Genomic DNA, 23,145 nt, shown 5'->3' on the forward strand with positions numbered 1-23,145 from the left:
AAAGATTAGGCCATCGAATCAGACGGAGCAGCCGGGGTTTGGACGTGGGAGCAGTAAAGAAATGATGGGACGCCAATGGCCGCCGTCCCGCATCCTGTCCGGGGGACTCACTCTCGGGCTTCTCCTGTTCCTGATTGCCCTCTATCTTTCGATTCATGTGCCCTGGCTCGGCATCAGTACCGAGCCAGGTTCCCGGGGCGTTCGGATAACCGACGTGGCGTCGCAAGGCCCGCTTGCGGGGCACGCTCATCCCGGAGACGAAGTACTTTCATTGAGAACGGATCTGGGCGTGATTAACCTGGAGCCTGGTGATGCAATTGCCGAACCTGACGATGCGCCAACCTTCGACCAATACAACCGTTTCTTCCAACGCCAGGAAATCATCTGGCAAGCCCTGAATCAGGATTCACTTACTCTCGAGATCGCCCCGTTGAGCGTTGGCGAGAGTGACTCGGCCCGAGAGTTGAGATCACGCTGGATTACCATCAGCCCCGCAGACTCCATACCCTCTACCGCACTTCCCACCATACTCTGGTATCAGCTTCTCTGCGGCCTGACCATCCTTTGGCTCGGTGTCGCGGCGTGGGCCTATGCCCAGTCGGAAAGGGGACCTCTTTTCTACGCACTTGCCGGTCTGGGAATGGCCGTCGGCGTTGTAGCCAGTGCGATCTACACCAGCCGCGAACTGGCACTGGCCCCGGACCTTTTCCTCACGCTGTCCAGAATCAATCAATTGGGCGCCATGATCTTTGCCGGCGCCGGCACAGCCCTGCTCTGGTATTATCCGACGCGGTTGGGGCGGTTCCGCTTTGAAGTCGTCATGGTGGTGGCCATCGCGTTGATCCTGATCTGCAACTGGACACAGGGGATCCAGAGCCTTGATGTTGTCGCCCGGTACACGCTGATCCTCTGGGCATCTCTGGATGTTGTGTTCGCGATCATGCAGTGGCGGAACACCCGGGTGGAACCCGTTGCCCGCGCCCGCCTCAAGTGGTTTGTCTACGCCTGGTTCGCCGGTATCATCGGCTATCTCAGCGCGGTTATCGTACCCCAGATTCTGGGTGAATCGTCACTGCTCAACCAGGAAATTGCCTGGGGACTGTTTGTGCTGTCCTACCTCGGCATCGCACTCGGCATTGTTCGGTTTCGGCTGTTTGACCTTGATAGGTGGATTCTGCTGGGCTGGTTCTGGTTTGCCTGTGGTATTTTCGTCGTGTTAATCGATGCGCTCCTTATCCTGTGGCTCGACGTCACTTCAGCCGCAAGTCTCATGATTACGCTCGCGGTCGCCGGATGGGTCTACTTCCCGCTACGTCAAGCCTTCCTGCATTTCTTCAAGCCCAAACCCCGCTTCCGTCACAAGCCGCAATTGCTTCCCCAGATGGTCCAGGGTGCATTCGATGCCAGCCAATCGTTGGAGCAGCAGTGGCATCAAGCCATGCTTGAAGCTTTCCAGCCTCTGCAACGGGATCTCCAGCAGGGCGCCATTGATCAGGCACGGGTGATCAATCATGGGCTCGGACTGGCGATCCCCCTCTTTGACGACTCGCACCATCTCAGGCTTAGCTATGCCCAGCAGGGACATCGACTCTTCGACCCGTCCGATATTGAATTCGTCGACCAGTCCCACATGCTTTTCAGTTATGCAAAAGATTATCGACGCTCCTTCAAGACAGGCGTGATGACAGAACGGGCACGGGTCGCCCGCGACCTCCACGACGACGTTGGCGCTCGCCTCTTGTCGGTCATCTACCGCGCCGACGACGCTACGGTTGCCCAGCTGGCCCGGGACTGCCTGAAAGAGCTACGTGGGGTTATTCAGGGTTTGCAGAAGCAAACGGCCTCTCTGGAACAAAGCTTCCAGAGATGGCAGGGCGAACTGGGCGAGCGGTGCGACCTGTTTGGGCTGCAACTGACCATGAGACTGGGCCGTGCCGCAGCCCAGCAGATTCTTACACCACGCACCGAACGTAACCTCGAACGCATTTTCCGGGAATTTCTGACCAATACACTGAAACACGCCAACGCCCGGCAAGTTTCTATCGCCATGGACTATCAGGACGATTTTCTAACCGTTGAATGCCGGGACGATGGGCAAGGTATCCGCTCCATTGATCTGGAACGGGCCATGGGGATCGGACTCTATGGCATTCGTGAACGGTGCGAGGAACTCGATGGACAATTGGCCTGGTTCTGTCCGATCACCGGCGGTACCGGGCTGGCATTAAGGATCCCGTTAAACAAGGAATTTCAACCGTGAAAAAAGTCTTGATACTGGAGGACCACCAGGATGCCCAGAAATGGCTGGGCCTTGCCGTAACCCTGGCTTTTCCGGGCATTGCCGTTCACTGTTGCGACCGACTTTCCCAGGCGATTGCTTTACTGGTGGAACTCAATCCGGACCTGTGCCTGGTTGACCTGAAACTCCCTGATGGATCTGGCGTGGATTTCATAACCCATTGCCGGCAGAATCACCCGGAAATACAACTGGTGGTTACCACGCTGTTTGATGACGACCAGCACCTGTTCCCGGCCATCAACGCAGGCGCCCAGGGTTATTTGCTCAAGGAAGAACCTCAAGAGGTGATTTCACAGGCTTTGCAGGGGCTCACCCATGGCACGCCGCCACTGTCCGGCCCCATCTCCCGACGAATTCTCAACCATGTAAAGACAACGATAGCCCAACCGGAATCCACGGAGGAGAATGCGGACCTGTTTCTCAGCAAACGGGAGCAGGAAATGCTGACGGTCATCGCGAAAGGCTACAAGACGGCTGAAGCCGCTGAACTGCTGGGAGTGAGCTATCACACGGCAGCCCGACATGTAAAAAATATCTACAGCAAACTAGACATCAATAGTCGTGCCGAAGCCACGCAGCAAGCGCTCCGACTGGGACTCCTCAAGGATTCATAACGCACACAAAAAGCCCCGCCGGGTGGCGGGGCTTTCGGGTATCGGTTCGGGACACACGGAGTGCCCCGACCAATGACAACCAAACCGTCGGCTTAGCCGAACTGGTTCATGGTGTTGTCCTTACCACCGGCCTTGAGCGCGGCGTCACCAGCGAAGAACTCTTTATGGTCATCACCGATGTTGGAACCGGCCATGTCCTGGTGCTTCACGGTTGCGATGCCCTGACGGATCTCCTTGCGCTGTACGCCAGCAACGTAGGCCAGCATGCCTTCGTCACCGAAGTAGCCCTTGGCCAGGTTGTCGGTAGACAGGGCCGCAGTGTGGTACGTCGGCAGGGTGATCAGGTGATGGAAGATACCCGCTTCGCGAGACGCATCACGCTGGAAGTTCTGACACCACTCGTCGGCCAGCTGGGCCAGCTCGGTGCTGTCGTACTCTTCGCTCATCAGCTTGTCGCGATCGTAGGCAGATACGTCCTTGCCTTCTTCCTTCCAGGCATCGAATACCTGCTGACGGAAGTTCAGGGTCCAGTTGAAGGACGGGCTGTTGTTGTAAACCAGCTTGGCATCGGGCACGACTTCACGGATGCGGTTAACCATGCCGGCGATCTGGCCAACGTGCGGCTTCTCGGTTTCGATCCACAGCAGGTCAGCACCATTCTGCAGGCTGGTGATACAGTCCAGAACAACGCGGTCTTCGCCAGTGCCCGGACGGAACTGGAACAGGCCAGACGCCAGACGCTTCGGCTTCATCAGCTTGCCGTTGGACTTGATGACAACGTCGCCGTTGTTGATCTCGGACGCGTCTTCGATGTAGTCGCCGTCGAGGAAGCTGTTGTACTGGTCGCCCAGGTCGCCCGGCTCGTCGGTAACGGCCAGTTTCTGGGTCAGGCCTGCGCCCAGGGAGTCGGTACGGGCAACGATCACACCGTCATCAACACCCAGCTCCAGGAACGCCAGACGTACGGCGTTGATCTTGGACAGGAAGTCGGCGTGGGGAACGGTAACCTTGCCGTCCTGGTGACCGCATTGCTTCTCGTCAGAGACCTGGTTCTCGATCTGGATGCAGCAGGCACCCGCTTCGATCATCTTCTTGGCCAGCAGGTAGGTCGCTTCGGCGTTACCGAAACCAGCGTCGATGTCGGCAATGATGGGGACAACGTGGGTTTCGTGGTTGTCGATCTGCTTGATCAGCTCTTCAGCCTTGGCGCTGTCGCCGGCGTTCTCAGCTTCTTCCAGGGCACGGAACAGGTGGTTCAGTTCCCAGGCGTCCGCCTGACGCAGGAAGGTGTACAGCTCTTCGATCAGGCTGGAAACCGCAGTCTTCTCATGCATGGACTGGTCTGGCAGCGGGCCGAACTCGGAGCGCAGGGCCGCAACCATCCAGCCGGACAGGTACAGGTAGCGACGCTTGGTGGTACCGAAGTGCTTCTTGATGGACAGCAGCTTCTGCTGACCGATGAAGCCGTGCCAGCAACCCAGGGACTGGGTGTACTGAGACGTGTCCTTGTCGTAGTTCGCCATGTCTTCGCGCATGATCTTGGCGGTGTACTTGGCGATGTCCAGACCAGTCTTGAACTTGTTCTGGGCGCGCATACGGGCCGCGTGCTTGGGATTGATGGCATTCCAGGTCGGGTTCTGCTTCAGGATGGAAGCAATCTGGTCAACGTCTTGTGCGTAGGGCATGGGTCTCATCCTTTCTACGTGGTTTTCTGATCTCGTGCGAAGAGGCTCTGACACCCCCTCCGAAGCCAATCGACTGCTCATTTTTTGAGCGGCGCGCTGACATTGACCGTTACTTTAGTGGTTTCGAATTTATAATTGAAATTTATATGATGTATTTCCAGCATTTTCTCTATGAATGTATGATTGCGGTCAATCCCGCCCGGAACGGACGGCCTCAAGCGCCGCTTCCAGGCTGGGGAAAAAGCGGCTCACACCCGCCTCCGGAACCACCCCGGCTCGGGCCAGAGTCCGCAACGGCTGGAACTGGAGATCCGCAATCACCACCTGGGTGCCAGACTGGCGACAGGTCCCGATCAGCTTGACCAGTGCCGCCAAACCACCGGCGTCAAGAATCGTGACGCCGTCCATGTAGAGCACGAACCCGCGGGAATGCCGGGACAGCTCCGCCAATTCGCCGAACACCCGATCCGCAGCGGCGAAGAACAGTGGCCCGTTGATCTTGAAGACCTGCCAGCCGTCGGGAAGGCTTGCCGAAACCACCCGGCGGTCATCGGTTACGTCGGTAATCCGGGTCATCCGGGCCATTTCCCGCATGAACAGAACCGAAGCCAGCAGCACGCCCGTGGTGATCGCAATGACCATGTCGAGGGCGACCGTCAGCCCGAAACAGGTCAGAAATACGAGGATATCGCTGGAGGGCGCGGTTTTAAGCAGGTGAACCGCTTTGGGCGCCTCACTCATGTTCCAGGCCACCATGACCAGCAGCGCCGCCATCGCGGGCATCGGTAAATAAGCCAGCACATCGGCGAGCAGCACCAGCGCCAGGAGTACCGCCAGTGCATGGATCATGGCGGCAACCGGAGACTCGGCGCCCGCCCGAAAATTGGCGGCGGAGCGTGCAATGGCCGCCGTCGCGGTAATACCACCGAACAGTGGGGTCAGGACATTGCCGATGCCCTGTCCCAGCAGCTCGCTGTTGGCGCTGTGGCGCTTTCCCGTCATGCCATCCAGGACAACCGCACAGAGTAGCGATTCGATGGCGCCCAGCATGGCGATGGCAAAGGCGTCCGGAAGTAGCGCCCTGACCATGTCCCAGGACAGCCCCAGTGCCTGTCCGTCAGGGCCGGGCTGAAGCCAGGGCCACTGGAAGGCAGGAAGCACCGAGGGGATACCGGCGCCCCGGGTACCGTCGGCCAAAAGATAGGTGAACCGGGAACCAATGGTCTCGATGCTGGCGCCATGGGCATTCAGCCAGAATGCCAGCGCACTTCCGCCAAGCACCGCCGGCAGATGCGCCGGAATTGGCGTTCGCAGCCGGGGCCAGAGCAGCATGACGGCAAACGTGGTAGCGGCGACCAGCAGGCTCATGGCATCGAAGTCAGGAAAGGCATGGGCCAGCGTCGCCAGCTTGTCCCAGTAATGCTCCGGCAGGTCCGTTACCGGCAGGCCAAAGAAGTCCCGGACCTGGAGCGTGGCAATCACCACCGCAATGCCACCAGTGAACCCAAGAGTGACCGGCTCCGGGATGTACTCGATAAACCGCCCCAACCGCATGGTCGCCATCAGAATCAGCAGCAAACCGGACATCAGCGTGGCCAGCAGTAGCCCACCCAGCCCGTATTTTTCCGCAATCGGATAGAGAATCACGACGAACGCCGCGGTCGGGCCGGAGATACTGAACCGGCTGCCGCCCGTCAACGCAATTACAAAGCCGGCGATGATCGCGGTATAGAGACCGTACTGGGGTGCCACGCCACTGGCAATGGCCAACGCCATGGAGAGAGGAATGGCAATAATGCCGACGGTGATGCCTGCCATGGCGTCGCGGAAAAAACGACGCCCGGAATAGCGCTCGCTCACACAGGCCTCGCGGAAGGCATGGGCGACGCGCAGAGAAAAAAGATGGGCTCGATGGGGCATGATGGTAGACTCGCCAGAACTGCAACTATGTTTACATTACATGATCAGCCATTGTGTACTCAATGTTAATATGATTAACATATAGGACACACAAACCAACCAATCAGCCGGACCCAGACCACTCATGGAAAATCGCACCGCCCGACTCACATTGCTCATCGACCCGGAAAAGAAGGCCGTTTTCGAAGCCCTCTGCAAAGAGGAAGACGTCACTCCGTCCCAGAAAGTCCGGCAATTTATCCGGGAATACGTCGAAGCCAGGCTCGGGCCGGACTGGCGCGCCCAACAGGATCAGAAAACCGATTAGGCACACCGGCGTATACTATGGCCATGAAACGTTTCCGAATCGGTTTTACCTGTGCCCTTCTCTCGCTTACGGGATGTGCCGCCATGCAGCCTTCTGATTCCGCCATTCATCCGCCTGCCAGCCAATACGACGCCGTCGTGGTGGACCCAGCATCCGGCGCCCCGATGACTGTAACGACACTGGCCGAGCGACTGGCCAATGTGGACGTTGTGGTGGTGGGCGAGTATCACGGCCATCATGCCGCTCATCTGCTGGAAGCGCGACTTCAACAGGCACTCTACCGGCAGCACCCGAACCAGGTGCTGACCATGGAACAGTTCAACGTCGATCACCAGCGGGATCTGGACCGCTATCTGAACGACGAGAGCGGCGAGGCAGAAATGATTGAAGACGCCGCTGCGTGGGACAACTATCGGGCCTCCTACCGCCCCCTGGTGGAATTTGCCCGGCAGCATGACATTCCGGTGGTTGCTGCAAACGCTCCGGCCACCATTGTCCGGTGCGTGGGCAGGCAGGGCCCCGGATACCTCGACAGCCTTCCCTCCGCCCAACGGCAGACGCTGCCGACCGATCCGTTCCTTGATACACCCGACTACCTGGACAAATTCGTCGAGGCCATCGGCGGCAGTCATGGCACGAAGAAGGCCAGCCTCTCAGACCGCATGATGAACACCTATCGCGCCCAGCTGCTTCGCGACAACACCATGGCCGCCTCCATACTTGGCGCTCTGCGCAGCCATCCGGGCGCGCAGATTCTCCACACCACCGGCACCTTCCACAGCGAAGACCGGCTGGGCACCGTGGCCCTTCTTCACCAGCGGGCCCCATCACTCGACATTGCCGTGATCACACCGGTGTTCTGGCCATTCGACGCAGAATCACCCCCCATCGCCGAGCATCGCAACGCGGGGGACTATCTGTACTTCATCCAGCCACTGCCGGAGGAATACAAGGACCCGGAGCGCGAGCGAGAGGCCATGCGGGCCCGGTTCGGCAAGTCCCCCACCAGCGACTGCGACTGATTACCCCGAATTTCCACCGGCGTTCAACGCATTCCGGAACACCGTCAGGTCGTGGTCACTGAACAACACCAGACGGACCCGGCGGACCGATGTCAGCTCTCTGGCCGTCGACTGGATCGTGGCCACGGCAATCCGGGCAGCCTCCTCGACCGGATAACCAAACACCCCGGTCGAAATCGCCGGAAATGCGATCGACGTCAGCCCCTTTTGATCCGCCAGCATCAGCGCGTTGCGATAGCAGTTGCCAAGCAGTTCAGCCGAGGGCTCATCGACGCCATACACCGGCCCGAGACAATGGATGACGTAAGGATTGGGCAGGCCGTACCCACCGGTGATGACTGCCTGCCCGGGAGCGATGGGGGCGAGCGATTCACATTCGCGCGCCAGCTCTGGCCCGGCAGCCGAATGGATGGCCCCGGCCACGCCACTCCCGGGCATCAACCGTGCGTTGGCCGCATTGACGATGGATTCCATGTCCGGCTGACTGGCAATATCGCCCTGAACACATTCAATGGTGAGATCCGCCATACGCCCCCTCTTTCCTGAATGACAGGTTACCGGTACTCTTTCAGCTCTCAGGATAGCAGGCCAACCACGAAACCTGCCCGAACAGGGAGTCCTCCATGAAAGCCGTTTCTGCCCTTATTCTCGGAGTCAGCACCATCATTGCCGCATCCCTGCTCGGAGACGGGTTGACCAACCTGCGCACCGGCGACCGGTTCGTGACGGTCAAGGGGGTTGCGGAACGGGAAGTACAGGCGGACCTGGCACTCTGGCCCATTCGCTTTGTTGCCACCGGCAATACGCTCGCCGAGGCACGGAACCGGGCGCGCGCCAGCCTGGACAGCATCCAGGCGTTCCTCAAACTTCAGGCCATTGATGCTGCCAACGTGGAACTGTTGAAGCTCGATGTCACCGACACCCGCGCGACACCTTACCCGGGAGCGGACTCGCCACAAAAGTTCATTATCAACCAGACGCTGATGGTGCGCAGCGAGGATATCGCGCGAATCCGTCAGGCAGCGCAGAATGTCGGCGACCTGGTGGATTCCGGTGTCGTACTGTCTTCCGACTATGGCCCCTCCGGCCCCACCTACCTTTTCAACGGTCTGAACGACATCAAACCCGCGATGATTGCACAGGCCACGGCCTCCGCCCGTAAATCGGCCGAACAGTTCGCCCAGGACGCCGAGGCGGAGCTCGGGGGCCTGAGACGCGCCAATCAGGGCGTTTTCCAGATTCTGCCGCGGGACCAGGCGCCGGGCATCAGCGAAGGCCAGCAGCCAGTGAAGACCGTACGGGTGGTCTCCACCGTGGAATATTACCTTCAGTAACGACGGTCCGCTTACTGGGTAGCGACCATTTCGTCCGTCACCTGGTATTCTCCGGCCAGCCAGCGCAGCACCTCACTGGCTGCCGGATGATCGAAAGCATCGTAGGTGTGCTGCAGACTCTGACGTTTTTCATCACTGATCCGGTTCAGCCCGGCGTCTTCCAGCACCAACAAATCCGCCAACAACTGATGAGCCAGGTCCTGGCCCAGCACCTCCACCGCCGCGTGCCGGAACGCCTGGCCGTATTGATAGTCTGGCCCCCGGCGATAGCTCTCTGCCAGGGTGAGCGCCGGTACCGCGGTGAGCGTGGGTTGCAACGCAGGATTGATAGCATGTCCGGCCAGGTAGGCCGCGTTCGCGGCTGGTCGCCCGGTGAAGGCCCGCAAGTGCAGATGACGGGACATCCGATCACCGTCGTTGACCGGATAATTGTCCCAGAGCAGGGGTTTGCGACCGAGAAGGTCACCGACCCGCCGGAGATGGCCAGGGGTAATTTCCCGCGAGCACACTTCTTCCCCGGTCCAGAACACGTTAATGGCCGGATCCAGGGACTTCCCCAACGACGGAAGATAGTCGCTCGGCCGTTCCCCGAACACCCGGTCCAGCACGGGATCGTCCGAGTAGTAACTGGGGCAGACACTGATCACGTCCACCTCGATCCGGTCCCGGATCCAGTGCACGATATCGGCTTGCACCGCTGCGAGTCCGGGTGTGTCCGAGCGCATGTCGTCAAACAGGATGGCCAGTTCGTCAATATCCAGCCGCTCCATCCAGGACAGCTTCCGGGCCAGAGCCTCCCGTGCGTCATCGTCAAAACGGTTGAATACCTCGTAAGGGCTTAGCCCGACCCCGAACCGGACACCCTGTTCCCGACAGAACCGGCCAAACGCCGCCAGCTCCGCGGTCTCGGCCGGGCCATGGGGTTCCTGCCAGCGCCGGCGCAGAAACGGATCCGCTTTGGGAGCGTACAGATAGAAGTCATAACCGTGGGGGGCCAGCGTCGAAACCAGGCTCCGGCGCTCCTGCCACGTCCACAATGGCCCGTAAAATCCCTCGATGATACCCAGTGGCAGGGTCATGTCGCCGTCCTCCAACTCATGCATTACCCGACAGTCTATCCCGGCAAGGCCATTGCAGCCATGAAAGTGACCACTGGCGGAACCCGCCCGCTGATCTGGGTCAACCTGGCCATCGCTGCCAGGCCCCATAATCTTGACTAGACTCAGTTCAGAGAAAACAGACAACGACTGGCACAGGAGCATTTATGGAAATCAGAACCTTCGAAGACCTCATCGACTGGACCCGACAACTCCACGCCCACCTCGCAAAATGCCTGCACGAATCCGCAGGGCAGAACAAGAATGAGCGCGCAAGCGCCCTGCTCGACTACCTCAGCAGCCATGAGAGCCTCCTGGAAAAGACGGTCGCCGAGTTTGAGCGGCAGGCAGATCCGAAGGCCATGAAAACACGGCTTTACGACTATTCGAGCCACAAACCCATTGAGACCCATCGAACCTGTGATGCTCATTATGCCGATCTGGATTTTGACGGTATCGAACGGGAGGTCCTCGATTTCCACAAACAGGTCATGGATCTTTACGATGCCCTGATCGGCAAAGCGGAGATACGGGAGGCCAAGGCGCTCCTGGAGGATCTGAAGGCTCTGGAGCAACATGAAGCGATGCGGCTTTCGCGCCAGATTGGCCGTATGGAGGACGTCTGACGTCTGCGACAGATGTCATAAGACCTAAGTAGTAGAACAGCCGCATTATCGTTTCGCTTGGGCGCAATAATTGCTACCTTGAACTAACATATGGAGTTGTTAGTCCCTACAGGGAAAGACAAGACTCACAAAAACGATAAGAGGATTGAAGAGCAATGAAGATCCGTTCTGTTCTTTCCGCGGCTGTGTTGGCTGTGGCAGCTACCTTTGCCAGCACACAGGCGCTCGCCCAGGATACCTACACCCTCCGCCTTGCAGAAACCTGGGGGCCGAACTTCCCCATTTTTGGCGACACCACCAAGCGCTTCGCCAAGCTCGCAGAGGAAATGTCTGACGGTCGTCTGCGCATTCGCATCGACTCGTCCAACAAGCACAAGGCCCCCTTCGGCATTTTCGACATGGTCAAGGCCGGCCAGTACGACATGGGCCACTCCGCCTCCTATTACTGGAAAGGCAAGGTCCCCGAGACCCTGTTCTTCACCAGCATGCCCTTCGGTATGACCGCCGTCGAGCAGTACGCCTGGTTCTATGAAGGCGACGGCATGAAGCTCATGCAGGAAGTTTACGGTCCGCACAACCTGCTGTCCTTCCCGGGCGGTAACACCGGTGTGCAGATGGGCGGCTGGTTCCGCAAGGAAATCAAATCCCTGGACGACCTGCAGGGCCTCAAGATGCGGATTCCGGGCTTTGCCGGCGAAGTGTTCGCGAAAGTGGGCGTCAGCCCGACCAACATCCCGCCGGGAGAGCTTTACACCGCTCTTGAGCGCAACACCATCGACGCCGTCGAATGGGTTGGGCCGGCCCTGGACCTGCGTCTGGGCTTCCAGCAGATCGCTGACTACTACTACACCGGCTGGCACGAGCCTGCGACCGAGCTGCAGTTCCTGATCAACAAGGACAGCTGGAACAAACTGCCGAAGGACCTTCAGGCCATCCTGAAGACCGCGATGCGCGTCTCTGCCTACGACATGCTGATCCAGTCTCAGGATGCCAACGCCAAGGCCTGGGCGACCATCAAGGAAAAATACCCCAACGTTCAGATCAAACACTTCCCGGATAGCGTGTTCAAGGCCATGTACAAGGCCAACAACGAACTGCTGAAGGAAGTGGCTGCAAAGAGCGACCTGGCGGCCAAAATCATCAAGTCCCAGGAAGACTATCTGAAGCAGACCCGCGCTTACACCAATATCTCTGAACGTGCCTACCTCAACACCATGGCCGAAGTCGAGTAAACTATCGTCCGTTTCAGAGCCGGGATCGCTCAAGCAGTGATCCCGGTTTTGTCGTTTATAGCAACTGAAAAGTCGCCAGTCCGCATGGCGGAGGATCATCAACAATGAGGTGGATTATCAAACTGGACGAGTGGCTTGCCACTGCGTCCAAGGTCTGTGGTTGGGTCGCCTGTGGGGCCATGATACTGATGGCCCTCAACGTGTTTTACGACGTTGTTGCACGCTACGCATTCAACTCGGTTTCAATCGGTTTGCAGGAGATGGAATGGCACCTTTATTCGGTTGTCTTCCTGCTTGGTATTCCCTACGCGTTGCGCACGGATGGCCACGTTCGCGTGGATGTGCTTTACACCAAATGGGGGCAGAAAACCAAGGCCTGGGTTAACCTGGTTGGGGCCATTATTTTTGTAATCCCCTTCGCCTACCTGATCGCCACTTACGGCTATGACTTCGCCCTGGACTCCTACAACATGGGAGAAGGCAGTGGCGACCCCGGCGGCCTGCCGTATCGCTGGATCATCAAATCCGTTATTCCCCTGACCGCGTTCTTCATCGGCACCGCTGGCCTGAACATGGTTACCTTTGCCATTCGAGTGCTGGCCGGCGACAAATCCTATGAAGTTGAACACAGCGCGGAGGGCCTGGCATGACCGGTATTGTAATGTTCGGAGCGGCCCTGCTCCTGCTGATGGTCGGCTTTCCCGTCGCCTTTACGTTTGGTGGCGTGGCCCTGTTCTTTGGCATCTATGCACAGGGTATGGATCTGTTTGCGTTCATGCCGTTCCGCATCATGAGCGTGATGCAGAACAAGGTTTTGATGGCGGTTCCCCTGTTTATCTTCATGGGCGTGGTGCTCCAGCGCACCAAACTGGCAGAACAACTGCTGACTTCCATGGGTCGCCTGTTTGGCGGGCTACCCGGCGGCCTTGCGATCTCCACCATTGTGGTCGGTGCCCTGCTGGCTGCCTCCACCGGCGTGGTGGGCGCCAGTGTCGTTGCCATGGGCCTGATCTCGCTGCCAGTCATGCTGGCCCACAAATACGACAAGCGCCTCAGCACCGGCGTTATCTGCGCCTCGGGCACACTCGGCCAGATTGTTCCTCCATCCATCATCCTGATCATCCTTGGGGATGTACTCGGCCTTCCCGTCGGTGACCTGTTCCGCGCGGCTGTCGGCCCTGGCGTTGTCCTCATTGGTCTCTACATCGCCTACATCCTGATCATGACCCGGTTCAAACCGGAAACGGCGCCCGCCATGCCTGCGGATCACTCCCTGTCCCGAAAGCAGGAAATCGGCGCCGCACTGCTGGCGATCATTCCGCCCCTCGCCCTGATCGTTGTCGTATTGGGCTCGATTTTCGCGGGCATCGCCACACCCACCGAATCCTCGGCCCTGGGCGGCGTTGGCGCGATTGTGCTTGCGATCATCTACCGGCAGTTTTCGTTCAAAATGGTGTGGAACGCGGCCAAGGATACCGTCAGCGTGACCGCCATGGTGTTCGCAATCCTGATCGGTGCCACTGCGTTCTCCATGGTGTTCAGTTACACCGGTGGCGATTACCTGCTGGAAGACTGGCTGCACATGCTTCCGGGAGACCATTGGGGCTTCATCATCCTGTCGATGGTGGTCATCCTGATTCTGGGTTTCTTCATCGATTTCGTGGAGATCTCTTTTATCATCGTGCCCATCCTGTCACCGGTGGCCGAGGCCATGGGCGTCAACATGCTGTGGTTCGCGATTTTGATCGCCATGAACCTGCAAACCAGCTTCCTGACACCGCCTTTCGGGTTCGCACTCTTCTACCTGAAAGGTGTCGCGCCTCCGCAGGTAAAGACTATTGATATCTACAAGGGCATTATCCCCTTCATTCTCCTGCAGATCCTGGTACTGGCCATGATCATCATTTTCCCGGAATGGTTCGGGATGACCGATCTGGCGACCTACTAGTCACTGTGATCACCAAAGCCGGGCCCTGCGCCCGGCTTTTTTATGCCCGCTCTCCAAACCTGACATTTTGCCATCCTTTTCTATACTGAACGGAAAACTGGTGATTCCCAGCCAGGTTATCGGGATACGCCTGACCACGTTCGCGCCAGAAATTGATGCAACAACCGGCAAGGGAGAGCGGAATCCATGACAGACAGTACGGTACGAAAGACCGATTCGACGGAACAGTCCCACAAAGCCCACGTTCTGACCCTGCCGCTGGAAAACGCCCAGGCAGACCGGGAACCCCACAGTTATGAGCGCTGGCTGATTACCAAGCTCATGCGAATGGCAGGCTCGCCGCCCGTGACCTTCCGGCTGTGGAACGGAGAGCTGATCGAACCGGAAGACCAGGAAGCGCAATTCGTCCTGACGCTGACCGATCACAAGGCACTGTATTCTCTGGTCGCCAATCCCAACCTGGCCTTTGGTGACCTTTATGCGGCCGGGCGACTCACGATCGACGGTGACCTGCCGGATCTGATGGAAACCCTGTACCGGGCCGTTCACAACGCCCGACAGAAATGGCCGAAATGGCTGGACGCACTCTGGAAGAACCACAATCCCAGGGCCACGGGCATCGCCGAAGCCAAGGAAAACATTCACCATCATTACGATCTCGGCAACGAGTTCTACCAACTCTGGCTCGATCAGGCCGAAATGCAGTACACCTGCGCCTATTACGAGCAACCGGACCTGTCACTGGAACAGGCCCAACTGGCCAAGCTGGAACACGTCTGTCGCAAGCTTCGGCTGAAACCGGGCATGACGGTGGTTGAAGCCGGTTGCGGCTGGGGCGGTCTCGCCCGGTATATGGCTCGACATTATGGCGTCACTGTCCACTCCTACAACATATCCCGGGAGCAGCTCACTTACGCCGAACAGGAAGCGAAGAAACAGGGCCTGGATCACCTGATCACCTATGTCGAAGACGATTACCGGAACATTGAAGGGCAATACGATGCCTTTGTTTCCGTGGGTATGCTCGAGCACGTCGGCAAAGAGAATTTCGAAGCATTATCCGAGCTGATCAAGCGCTCCCTCAAACCCGATGGCATCGCACTGCTGCACAGCATCGGGAGAAACCGCCCCATGCTCATGAACGCCTGGATTGAAAAACGGATTTTCCCCGGCGCCTACCCACCCAGCATCGGTGAGTTCATGGAAATCTGCGAGCATGGCGACTTCTCGGTGCTTGATGTCGAAAACCTGAGGTTGCACTACGCCCAGACCCTGACTCACTGGCTCGACCGGTTCAACGCCAGCGAAGACGAGGTCGCCGACATGTACGACGCGCACTTCACCCGGGCCTGGCGTCTCTACCTGGCAGGCTCCATTGCCGCGTTTCGCGCCGGTTCGCTCCAGCTCTTCCAGGTGGTGTTTACCCACGGCGACAACAATCAGCTGCCCCGCAGCCGGGCAGACCTGTACCAATCCACCGCGGCGCCGGAGGAGGCCTGATGGAGTACTACGACCTGATCATTGTCGGCGCGGGACCAGCGGGATCGACGCTGGCCAAAGCGCTGGAAGGCAGCAATAAGCGCATCCTGATCATCGACAAACAGACTTTCCCCCGGGACAAGACCTGTGCCGGCTGGGTAACGCCAAGCGTCCTGGACACCCTTCAGATCGATACTGAGGACTACCAGGTCGGTCGTACTCTCCAGCCGATCCGGCGCTTTCGCATCGGCATGATGGGACAACCTGCCGTGGAGAACAACCATGGGCAGGTGGTCAGCTATGGCATTCGCCGCTGTGAATTCGACGCGTATCTGCTGGATCGCGTCACCGCGCCAAAGCAACTGGGCACGCCGGTGAAATCGATTATTCGCCGTGATGGCAACTGGGTGGTAAACGATACCTGGGAAGCCCCAATGATCGTCGGCGCCGGAGGCCACTTCTGCCCGGTTGCCCGGCTACTGGGGGAAGGGCCCGGCGGCCACGAGACCGTGGTCGCGGCCAAGGAAGTGGAATTCGAGATGACACCGGACCAGGCGGAACAGTGCAACGCCCGAGGTGATACGCCCGAACTCTGGTTCTGCCGGGACCTGAAAGGCTACGCGTGGGTTTTCAGGAAAGGCAACTACCTGAACATCGGTCTTGGCCGGGAGGACAACCACAAACTCAGCGATCACCTTGAGTCTTTCGTCGAGGAAATGAAAGACTCAGGGCGAATTCCGCCGGATCTCCCCGGTCGATTCAAGGGACACGCTTATCTGCTCTACAATCATGCCGACCGTCCTCTCGTGGACGACGGCGTTCTGCTGATCGGTGATGCGGCCGGGCTGGCCTACACCCAGAGCGGAGAGGGTATCCGTCCAGCCATCGAATCGGCCCTGCTGGCAGCGCAAGTCATCAGTGATGCGACCGACTATTCCGCATCGTCGCTGGAAAGTTATGGCTCCGCCATCGCAGAACGATTCGGTAACCGCGCGAATGAGGCACAGCACGGCTGGCAAATCCCTGATTGGGTCCGGATGCCACTGGCCAGTTCGCTGATGCGGTCGCACTGGTTCACCCGGAAAGTCGTGACCGAAAAATGGTTTCTGCACCAGGAGGTGCCACCACTGGAAATCACGGACAGCCCTGCTCTTAACCTGCAGCGGGGGACTGCCCAACATCCATAAAAAAGCCGGGGCTTACGCCCCGGCAATGTCCTGATAACTCAAAGAAAGGGTATTACATTGAAAACTTGTGCTCGAAACCAATGCCGAACGTTGTGTCGTCGATAGCGAGCGCTCCAGCGCCGGTATTGTCTGACTCAACCTTGGCGAAATAGCCAAAGACTTTGCTGGCCTTGGCCATTTTGTAATCCGCACCCACAGCCGTCAGTTTCACCTTGTCGTTGGTCAGGTCGGTATCAGTCACACCGTATTGCGCCTTCAGTTTCCAGCGATCCACTTTGAACGCACCACTGACAATGTAGGTCGTGTCCTTGTAATCGCCTCCATCAACGGCGGAATCAGAGTTCTCAGACTGCTGAATAAGGGCGCCAACTTCAAACTGGTCCATGTTCAGTTTGGCGGCCACGTGCATGGCATCAACCAGGGTATCGGCATCGCCAAGATCGAACAGGTTCGTCTTGATTTCCGAGTCATAGCCGACCGAGCCGTACAGCATGCCATTGTCAAAGACTACGGAACTGGAAATGCCGTCAGCCGGCGAATCACGACGCTCATTTCCAACCGTGGTTCCCTCACCGGGCACCATCGCGACGTTCACGGTCACCGCGTTGGCCAGCTTCGGCGTGCTGTACTGGATGATATTGCTGATCCGCTCAGAACCACCAACGATTTTGTTGATGTCACCGCGCAGATCGCCAAACTGATCGATCTCACCCTGTGATTTCTTGAACGGGCTGTCAAACTTGCCTGCAATCAACCGGCCCAGGGTCGCGTGTTCAAACCCGCCGAAAATGTTGCGCTGGGAAAAGGTTTGTTTGTCGCTTTCGCTGCCATTATTTCCGTCATCCACGGCCATCTGGAATTCCGCCTGATAGACCGCTTTCAGCTGGTCGACGTCCAGGTCCAGCGCGCCTTTGACCCCGATCCGGGAAGAGTTGCTTTCCAGTTTCCACTCATCGTTGGTGCCATCATCCTGGTTCTCATAGGAGACGTTCACCTTTCCGTAGACAGTCGGACCTTTATCAGCAAGCGCTACGGACGGCACGACAACCATGGAACCTACAGCCAGGGCCAGCAATTGCTTTTTCATTCATCTTTCTCCATCAGTGATCGAATATGATCGGTGGGTAACTGAGTGGGGAAAGAATGACGATTAATTATTTCAGATTGCTGACACCTTTATTTCAGTTATATGAACCGGTGAGAAGAAATGGCGGCTCTCGCCGCCATTTCTGAACCATTCGGAGCTGGCCATCACTGGCCCAGATAGCTCCGGTACATCCACACCAATTTCTCCTGCTGGGAAATGTAGTCGCTCATCAGGGCAATCGTGCCTTCATCTTCGGCATCGCCTGCAAGATTCAGCAGGTCACGCTGTTTACCAATCAGCTTGCCGAAACTCTCGACAATGTTCCCCACGGCTTCACGACCGTCCGACACATCCTTTCGCTCGGGAATCTCGGAATGTTCCATGTAAGTGCTGTAGGCATGGGCTGGACGGTGACCAAGCGTCAGAACACGCTCCGCAATCTCATCGATCTTGAGCAGCAGATCGTCATAGAGTTCTTCGAATTTGGCATGCAATTCGAAGAAGTTTTCACCCTTGATATTCCAGTGATAGCCGCGGACGTTCATGTAAAAGATCTGGTAGTTGGACAGCAAGTCGTTCAGGGCGCCCGCAAGCTCCTGTGTTTTTGCCTGATCCAGTCCAATGAAGTTCTTCGCCATTTCGACCTCCTTGAGATTGACTCCAGAAAACTGACGTCATTATGGAAATCAATCCAGATTCCAGGAAGTAATATCAGATAATTCAGGCAATAGCACCAAGCTATTACAAACACATAATCATAAGATTATTGGCTATGGCAGTTTGAACACTCCAACATGTCAGCCTCCCGGCCCACATTCCAGGCACCCCTCGGCAGGCGACGGCCCGATGGCAAGATTCCGGTTCAGGTCTTTAAGTGCGGTTCGGAGACCCTCCTCAATAACCGGATGATAAAACGGCATATCCAGCATCTCGCTGACCGTCATACGTTTCTGAGCGCACCAGGCCAGAAGGTGACCGATATGCTCCGCTGCCGGGCCGAACATTTCGGCTCCCATGAACAGACCGCTGCCGTGTTCGCCATAGACCTTTAACAGGCCCCGGTTCTTGCCCACTACGCGGGCCCGGCCCTGCTCCGCAAAAGACACCTCCCCTACGGCAAAGCATCCCTGGCATCGTTCTCGCACCTGGTCCACCGTCAGGCCGACCGTGGCTATCTGCGGGTCGGTAAACACGACCGCCAGCGGTGTACGCCTCAGTCCGGTACGCACATCCGGCCAGCGGGCGGCGTTGGTTCCGGCAATCCGCCCCTCATCGGCGGCTTCATGAAGCAGGGGTTTGTCATGGTTGGCGTCCCCGGCAATAAAGATGTGACTGTCGCCACACCGCAGTGTGTAGGGATCAAATATCGGCGAGCCGTTCGTATCAAGTTCGATATCCGCGTTCTGGATGTCGAGGTCGTCGACATTGGGGCGACGCCCCGTTGCAGCGAGCAGATACTCGAACGTTTCCGTAATAGTCTCGCCGTCGGAATCGCGGAACGTCACCCGCACCCCGGAGGCGTCGCGGGATACGCCACTGACCTCGGACGATGGATCCAGAGGAAACTCCTGATTGAACGTTTCCAGGGCACAGGCGCGGATCGCCTCGTCGCGTATGGGCCCCACCGGGCCGCCGACACCAAACATCCGGACCCGAACACCCAGCCGGCTCAGCGCCTGTCCCAATTCGAGCCCTATGACACCGGGACCAAACACGACCACCGATTCGGGCAGATCGGTCCAGTCGAAGATATCGTCATTGACCACAAGACGGTCTCCCGCCTCCCGAAGCATCTTCGGGATGTTCGGCCGGGCACCGGTCGCAATGACGATCCGGTCGGCAACAACCTCCACCGCGTCACCCACGATCAGACGATGGGGTGCGATGAACCGGGCATGCCCCATCAGCCGGTGTGATTCGGGAAAGGACTCCACGGTCTTGACCACCGACCCGGCAAACCGGTCGCGCTCCCGACGAACGCGATCCATGACAGCTCTGCCATCAATGGTCATGGCGTCTGCACGAATACCGAACGCTTCACCCTGACGCATGGCGTCGGCATGGTCAGCGGCGGCAATCAGCAGTTTGCTGGGCATACAGCCCACACGTGCACAGGTGGTGCCATAGCGGTCACCTTCGATCAGAACCACCCGGTCGGTAAGCTTGCGTACGCTCTGATAGGCCACCATTCCCGCCGTGCCGGCTCCGATGATCGCCACATCCACTTCTCGCTTTTCCACCCTGCGCCTCCTGATCCGACGTATGGCCGGTTCACTGTAGAATGTTCCCTCGAGGATTCAGTATAGAGGTTCCGGCCCGGTTGTCGTAAAGCCGGGGTCGTTGAGGCGGGGCAGACAGCGGAGCTGAAATCACATACCCTTTGCTACTGCAACAGGAAAGCCCGACGCGGAGCCCATTCGATGACCCAGTACTGGCCGGAATTTCTGACAATTGTCGTCGCCCATCTGCTGGCTGTCGTCAGCCCGGGGCCGGATTTTGCGGTCATGCTGCGCCAGGCATTGTGCCAGACACGGAGAAATGCACTGCTGAGCGCCGCGGGCGTGGGGGCCGGCATCCTGGTGCATGTGACCTATTCACTGCTGGGTATCGGCTGGCTGATCCAGCAATCGATCGTCCTGTTCACCGCACTGAAAATCGTCGGTGCCCTGTATCTCGGCTGGATTGCGATCCAGTGCCTGCGCGCCCGGGCCGGTAGCATCCACGTGGAAACCTCCTCCGGCCCCGAACAGTCCGCTCTGGCCGCCTTTCGACTGGGTTTTCTGACCAACGCACTGAATCCGAAAGCGACCCTGTTTTTCGTCGCGCTTTTTTCTGTCGTGATCAGCCCCGGAACACCACTGATGATTCAGGCCGGTTATGGGGTCTACATGGCCCTTGCCACCGGTGTCTGGTTCTCTCTGGTGGCGGTGTTCTTCACACTGCCTCGTGTACGCCAGGCCTTTGGCCGCTTCGGACACTGGCTCGACCGGATCATGGGCAGTCTGCTGCTCCTGCTGGCGGCCGAACTCCTGTTCTCTACAGTGACCGAATCAGAGCCTCTGTCTGCGACCACCCCAGGCACGGATCGGTAATCGAGCAGCCATAGACCAGGTCAGGGCCATCGTTCTGACGCCCCGGCTCCAGGAAGCTTTCGAGCATCAGGCCTCGGATGTGGTCATTGCCGGCCAGGCGCTGGGCCATCACCTCCCGGGCAATGTCGATCTGGCGCTCGGCCTGTTTGCGGGCGTTATCGTGGCTGCAGTCCACCATCACGCTGGTCGACAGGCCCGCGGAGGTCAACTCATCCACGGTCCGGGCAATACTGTCGGCATCGTAGTTGGTGATCCCCCGGCCACCGCGGAGTACAAGATGGGTGTCCGGATTGCCCCGGGTCGAGATCATCACCGGAGCACCGCTGGCCGAAACCCCCAGATGATGGTGCGGATGCCCCGCCGATTTCATGGCGTTGGTCGCCACCCCGATGCTGCCATCGGTGCCATTCTTGAATCCCACCGGCATGGGCAGACCGCTGACCATTTCCCGGTGAACCTGGGATTCCGTCGTCCGTGCCCCGATCGCCGTCCAGCTGACAAGGTCACCCAGGTAGTCCATCACCAGCGGACTCAGTGCTTCTGTGGCCAGCGGCAGGCCCAGACCCGCCAGCTCCAGCAACAGCAACCGGGAGCGCCGGAGTCCCTGCTCAATGTCACCCTGACCATTGCGCTCCGGATCGTAAAGCAACCCCTTCCAGCCAACCGTCGTTCGCGGCTTTTCAAGGTAGGCCCGCATCACGATCAGGCAACGGTCCTTGACCTCGTCTGCCAGTGCCTTCAGTTTGCGGCCATACTCCAGGGCAGCCTGTTCGTCGTGGATGGAACAGGGCCCCATAACGATCAGCATCCGCGTGTCACGCCCCTGCAAAATGGCCCGGATGGCGTCCCGTTGGGCGCCTATCCGGGCCATCAGGTCCAGACTGGCAGGATATTCGCGGCGGAGCTGTTCAGGCGATGGCAATGCCCTCTCCTTCCTGTGACAACTGGCCGCGGCGAGTCCCTCGTTCAGTGTTTCGGCGCTGACTGGCATGTTCATAGCGTGGTTCCCGTTTCCCTGTATCAGAATCAAAAAAGCCCCGGCTGGGCTACCAGTCGGGGCTTTTTGAGTCCGGTGGCAGCCTGGGTGTCTGCCGGGCTGCCTTCCTCGTTATGTTTCGGACTAAGCGTCCGATAGGCGGCCCGGGTTCTGGCTAAAATAAAAGCCATAACCAAACCACCAAAAAAACACAGCAGCGACCGCCGCCGGCCTGATCGGGCCGAAAGCTTGCGAAAGATTGAATTGACAGGTCGCGCTCGAAATATTCATGCTCTCCACTATATACCCCCGGTTTCAGGCTTGGCAACCTGCTGCCCAGACTTTTTGCAGACGTTCTTTACCCGGAGACCCCATGAATCGAACCGCGTTCCCCCAATTGAGGCTTTTTCTGGTCCTGATAATGACGGTTCCTCTGTGGCTGGTGGCAACGAGCGCACAGGCGCAAACCGAAACCCGGGTCTATCAGCTGACTGCGCGTACCGGAGAAGACGTCGCTACACAGATTCGCGACCTTTACCAGGACAGTCAGATCACGGTAACAGCGAGGGGACAGCAACTGGTTGTCCGCGGCGAACCCAGACTGCTTGACGAGATCGGAACCCTGGTCCAGTCCCTGGATGTCGCCCCGGCGCAAATCCGGATCACGGTTCGAACCCGGGAAGACATCGGCGGCAAGCAGTCCGGCGGAGGCGTCAGCGGCAACGACAAATCGCTGCGCATCGAGGCGCAGAACAAGGTCATCTCTACGGCTAACCAGGCGGAGCGGACCGTCATCGTACAGGACGGCCAGACGGCCCAGATCACCTCCGGTCAGGTGCGGACTCTGCCCTTCGCCATCCGCGGCGGCCGGAACCCGGCCACCATCCTCGAACAGGTCAAGACGCATTCCGGTTTCCTGGTCAGCCCTCAGGTCATCTCGGACCAGACCGTTGAACTGAACATTGTGTCGTTCGAGGAGGATCCGGCCCAGATCCAGGGCTATGAAACCGAGGCCCTGCTGACGATTCGGCGTGTGGAACCCGGACATTGGGTGTCGCTCGGAAGCGTCGGCACACACACTGAGACTGACAGCAGCAACATCACCTACACGGTGAAGAGCAATCAATCCCGAAGCCGCATCGTCGACGTCAAGGTGGATATCCTCCGGTGATTGACGACCCGACTAATCTCCTGCCTCCACGCTCTCGTAATTCTGTCACTTGAAGAAGTTACGATACCC

Annotated in this window: 23 protein-coding genes; 14 read left to right on the forward strand and 9 right to left on the reverse strand. The window is 58.5% G+C overall.

Annotated elements, in window-relative coordinates:
* Positions 1-61: 61 nt before the first annotated feature.
* Positions 62-2,260 carry a sensor histidine kinase gene (locus MLD04_RS05680; protein WP_248155642.1) on the forward strand — a complete coding sequence of 733 codons (2,199 nt, stop codon included), beginning with the start codon at positions 62-64 and terminating at the stop codon, positions 2,258-2,260.
* A complete protein-coding gene (locus tag MLD04_RS05685) occupies positions 2,257-2,913 on the forward strand; it encodes a response regulator (protein WP_248155644.1) in 657 nt (218 codons plus the stop codon). The genes MLD04_RS05680 and MLD04_RS05685 overlap by 4 nt, the downstream gene beginning before the upstream one ends.
* 92 nt (positions 2,914-3,005) lie before the next feature.
* On the opposite strand, the gene MLD04_RS05690 is transcribed toward MLD04_RS05685, so the two are convergent.
* Both MLD04_RS05690 and dauA read right to left on the reverse strand, forming a co-directional pair.
* Entirely contained in the window at positions 3,006-4,598 is a 1,593-nt protein-coding gene (locus tag MLD04_RS05690) for an isocitrate lyase (protein ID WP_248155646.1), read from the reverse strand.
* 189 nt (positions 4,599-4,787) lie between these two features.
* Positions 4,788-6,518 carry a C4-dicarboxylic acid transporter DauA gene (dauA, locus tag MLD04_RS05695; protein WP_248155648.1) on the reverse strand — a complete coding sequence of 577 codons (1,731 nt, stop codon included), beginning with the start codon at positions 6,516-6,518 and terminating at the stop codon, positions 4,788-4,790.
* A 124-nt stretch (positions 6,519-6,642) separates the two neighbouring features.
* On the opposite strand from dauA, the gene MLD04_RS05700 reads away from it, so the two are divergent.
* Together MLD04_RS05700 and MLD04_RS05705 are read left to right on the forward strand one after the other, a co-directional pair.
* Positions 6,643-6,825, forward strand: coding sequence for a CopG family transcriptional regulator (locus MLD04_RS05700; RefSeq protein WP_248155650.1), 183 nt, complete (start codon positions 6,643-6,645; stop codon positions 6,823-6,825).
* A gap of 83 nt (positions 6,826-6,908) precedes the next feature.
* The gene (locus MLD04_RS05705; RefSeq protein ID WP_248155652.1) at positions 6,909-7,847 is read left to right on the forward strand and encodes a ChaN family lipoprotein; all 939 of its coding nucleotides are present in this window, start codon (positions 6,909-6,911) and stop codon (positions 7,845-7,847) included.
* Here the strand turns inward: MLD04_RS05705 and MLD04_RS05710 are convergent, their stop codons facing one another.
* Complete coding sequence (locus MLD04_RS05710; RefSeq protein WP_248155654.1) at positions 7,848-8,375, reverse strand: macro domain-containing protein; 528 nt, start codon at positions 8,373-8,375, stop codon at positions 7,848-7,850. It abuts the gene before it with no gap.
* Positions 8,376-8,470: 95 nt separating this feature from the next.
* Here MLD04_RS05710 and MLD04_RS05715 point away from each other — a divergent pair, with 95 nt between their 5' ends.
* The gene (locus MLD04_RS05715; RefSeq protein WP_248155656.1) at positions 8,471-9,181 is read left to right on the forward strand and encodes an SIMPL domain-containing protein; all 711 of its coding nucleotides are present in this window, start codon (positions 8,471-8,473) and stop codon (positions 9,179-9,181) included.
* Between the two features lie 11 nt (positions 9,182-9,192).
* Here MLD04_RS05715 and MLD04_RS05720 read toward each other — a convergent pair whose 3' ends face one another.
* Complete coding sequence (locus MLD04_RS05720) at positions 9,193-10,260, reverse strand: beta-N-acetylglucosaminidase domain-containing protein (protein ID WP_248156830.1); 1,068 nt, start codon at positions 10,258-10,260, stop codon at positions 9,193-9,195.
* 18 nt (positions 10,261-10,278) lie between these two features.
* Here MLD04_RS05720 and MLD04_RS17655 point away from each other — a divergent pair, with 18 nt between their 5' ends.
* The 7 genes from MLD04_RS17655 (at position 10,279) to MLD04_RS05750 (ending at position 16,750) form a co-directional block, all read left to right on the forward strand.
* Positions 10,279-10,401, forward strand: a complete 123-nt coding sequence (locus MLD04_RS17655; protein ID WP_282451779.1) for a hypothetical protein — start codon at positions 10,279-10,281, stop codon at positions 10,399-10,401.
* Between the two features lie 44 nt (positions 10,402-10,445).
* Entirely contained in the window at positions 10,446-10,904 is a 459-nt protein-coding gene (locus MLD04_RS05725) for an ATPase (RefSeq protein ID WP_248155658.1), read from the forward strand.
* Positions 10,905-11,059: 155 nt separating this feature from the next.
* Positions 11,060-12,136: a TRAP transporter substrate-binding protein gene (locus MLD04_RS05730; protein WP_248155660.1), complete on the forward strand. Its 1,077-nt coding sequence runs from the start codon at positions 11,060-11,062 to the stop codon at positions 12,134-12,136.
* 104 nt (positions 12,137-12,240) lie between these two features.
* Positions 12,241-12,786 (forward strand): TRAP transporter small permease subunit, encoded by a 546-nt coding sequence (locus MLD04_RS05735; protein ID WP_248155662.1) that lies wholly within the window; start codon positions 12,241-12,243, stop codon positions 12,784-12,786.
* The gene (locus tag MLD04_RS05740; protein ID WP_248155665.1) at positions 12,783-14,084 is read left to right on the forward strand and encodes a TRAP transporter large permease; all 1,302 of its coding nucleotides are present in this window, start codon (positions 12,783-12,785) and stop codon (positions 14,082-14,084) included. The genes MLD04_RS05735 and MLD04_RS05740 overlap by 4 nt, the downstream gene beginning before the upstream one ends.
* Positions 14,085-14,270: 186 nt before the next feature.
* Positions 14,271-15,584: an SAM-dependent methyltransferase gene (locus MLD04_RS05745; RefSeq protein WP_248155667.1), complete on the forward strand. Its 1,314-nt coding sequence runs from the start codon at positions 14,271-14,273 to the stop codon at positions 15,582-15,584.
* Positions 15,584-16,750 (forward strand): NAD(P)/FAD-dependent oxidoreductase, encoded by a 1,167-nt coding sequence (locus tag MLD04_RS05750; RefSeq protein WP_248155669.1) that lies wholly within the window; start codon positions 15,584-15,586, stop codon positions 16,748-16,750. Before MLD04_RS05745 ends, MLD04_RS05750 begins: the two co-directional genes overlap by 1 nt.
* A gap of 52 nt (positions 16,751-16,802) precedes the next feature.
* Here MLD04_RS05750 and MLD04_RS05755 read toward each other — a convergent pair whose 3' ends face one another.
* The 3 genes from MLD04_RS05755 to MLD04_RS05765 form a co-directional block, all read right to left on the reverse strand.
* Positions 16,803-17,837, reverse strand: coding sequence for a porin (locus tag MLD04_RS05755; RefSeq protein WP_248155671.1), 1,035 nt, complete (start codon positions 17,835-17,837; stop codon positions 16,803-16,805).
* 164 nt (positions 17,838-18,001) lie between these two features.
* Positions 18,002-18,475, reverse strand: a complete 474-nt coding sequence (locus MLD04_RS05760) for a Dps family protein (protein WP_248155673.1) — start codon at positions 18,473-18,475, stop codon at positions 18,002-18,004.
* Positions 18,476-18,634: 159 nt separating this feature from the next.
* The gene (locus MLD04_RS05765) at positions 18,635-20,077 is read right to left on the reverse strand and encodes a dihydrolipoyl dehydrogenase (protein ID WP_248155675.1); all 1,443 of its coding nucleotides are present in this window, start codon (positions 20,075-20,077) and stop codon (positions 18,635-18,637) included.
* Positions 20,078-20,257: 180 nt separating this feature from the next.
* Between MLD04_RS05765 and MLD04_RS05770 the strand changes: the two genes are divergently transcribed.
* Positions 20,258-20,929 carry a LysE family translocator gene (locus MLD04_RS05770; RefSeq protein WP_248155677.1) on the forward strand — a complete coding sequence of 224 codons (672 nt, stop codon included), beginning with the start codon at positions 20,258-20,260 and terminating at the stop codon, positions 20,927-20,929.
* On the opposite strand, the gene MLD04_RS05775 is transcribed toward MLD04_RS05770, so the two are convergent.
* The gene (locus MLD04_RS05775) at positions 20,874-21,926 is read right to left on the reverse strand and encodes a 3-deoxy-7-phosphoheptulonate synthase (RefSeq protein WP_282451780.1); all 1,053 of its coding nucleotides are present in this window, start codon (positions 21,924-21,926) and stop codon (positions 20,874-20,876) included. The two genes, MLD04_RS05770 and MLD04_RS05775, sit on opposite strands and share 56 nt — an antisense overlap.
* 29 nt (positions 21,927-21,955) lie before the next feature.
* A complete protein-coding gene (locus tag MLD04_RS05780; RefSeq protein WP_248155679.1) occupies positions 21,956-22,096 on the reverse strand; it encodes a hypothetical protein in 141 nt (46 codons plus the stop codon).
* 182 nt (positions 22,097-22,278) lie between these two features.
* Between MLD04_RS05780 and MLD04_RS05785 the strand changes: the two genes are divergently transcribed.
* Positions 22,279-23,076, forward strand: a complete 798-nt coding sequence (locus MLD04_RS05785) for a secretin N-terminal domain-containing protein (RefSeq protein ID WP_248155681.1) — start codon at positions 22,279-22,281, stop codon at positions 23,074-23,076.
* Positions 23,077-23,145: the final 69 nt, after the last annotated feature.

It is taken from the genome of Marinobacter koreensis (assembly GCF_023156285.1).
Lineage (GTDB): Bacteria > Pseudomonadota > Gammaproteobacteria > Pseudomonadales > Oleiphilaceae > Marinobacter > Marinobacter koreensis.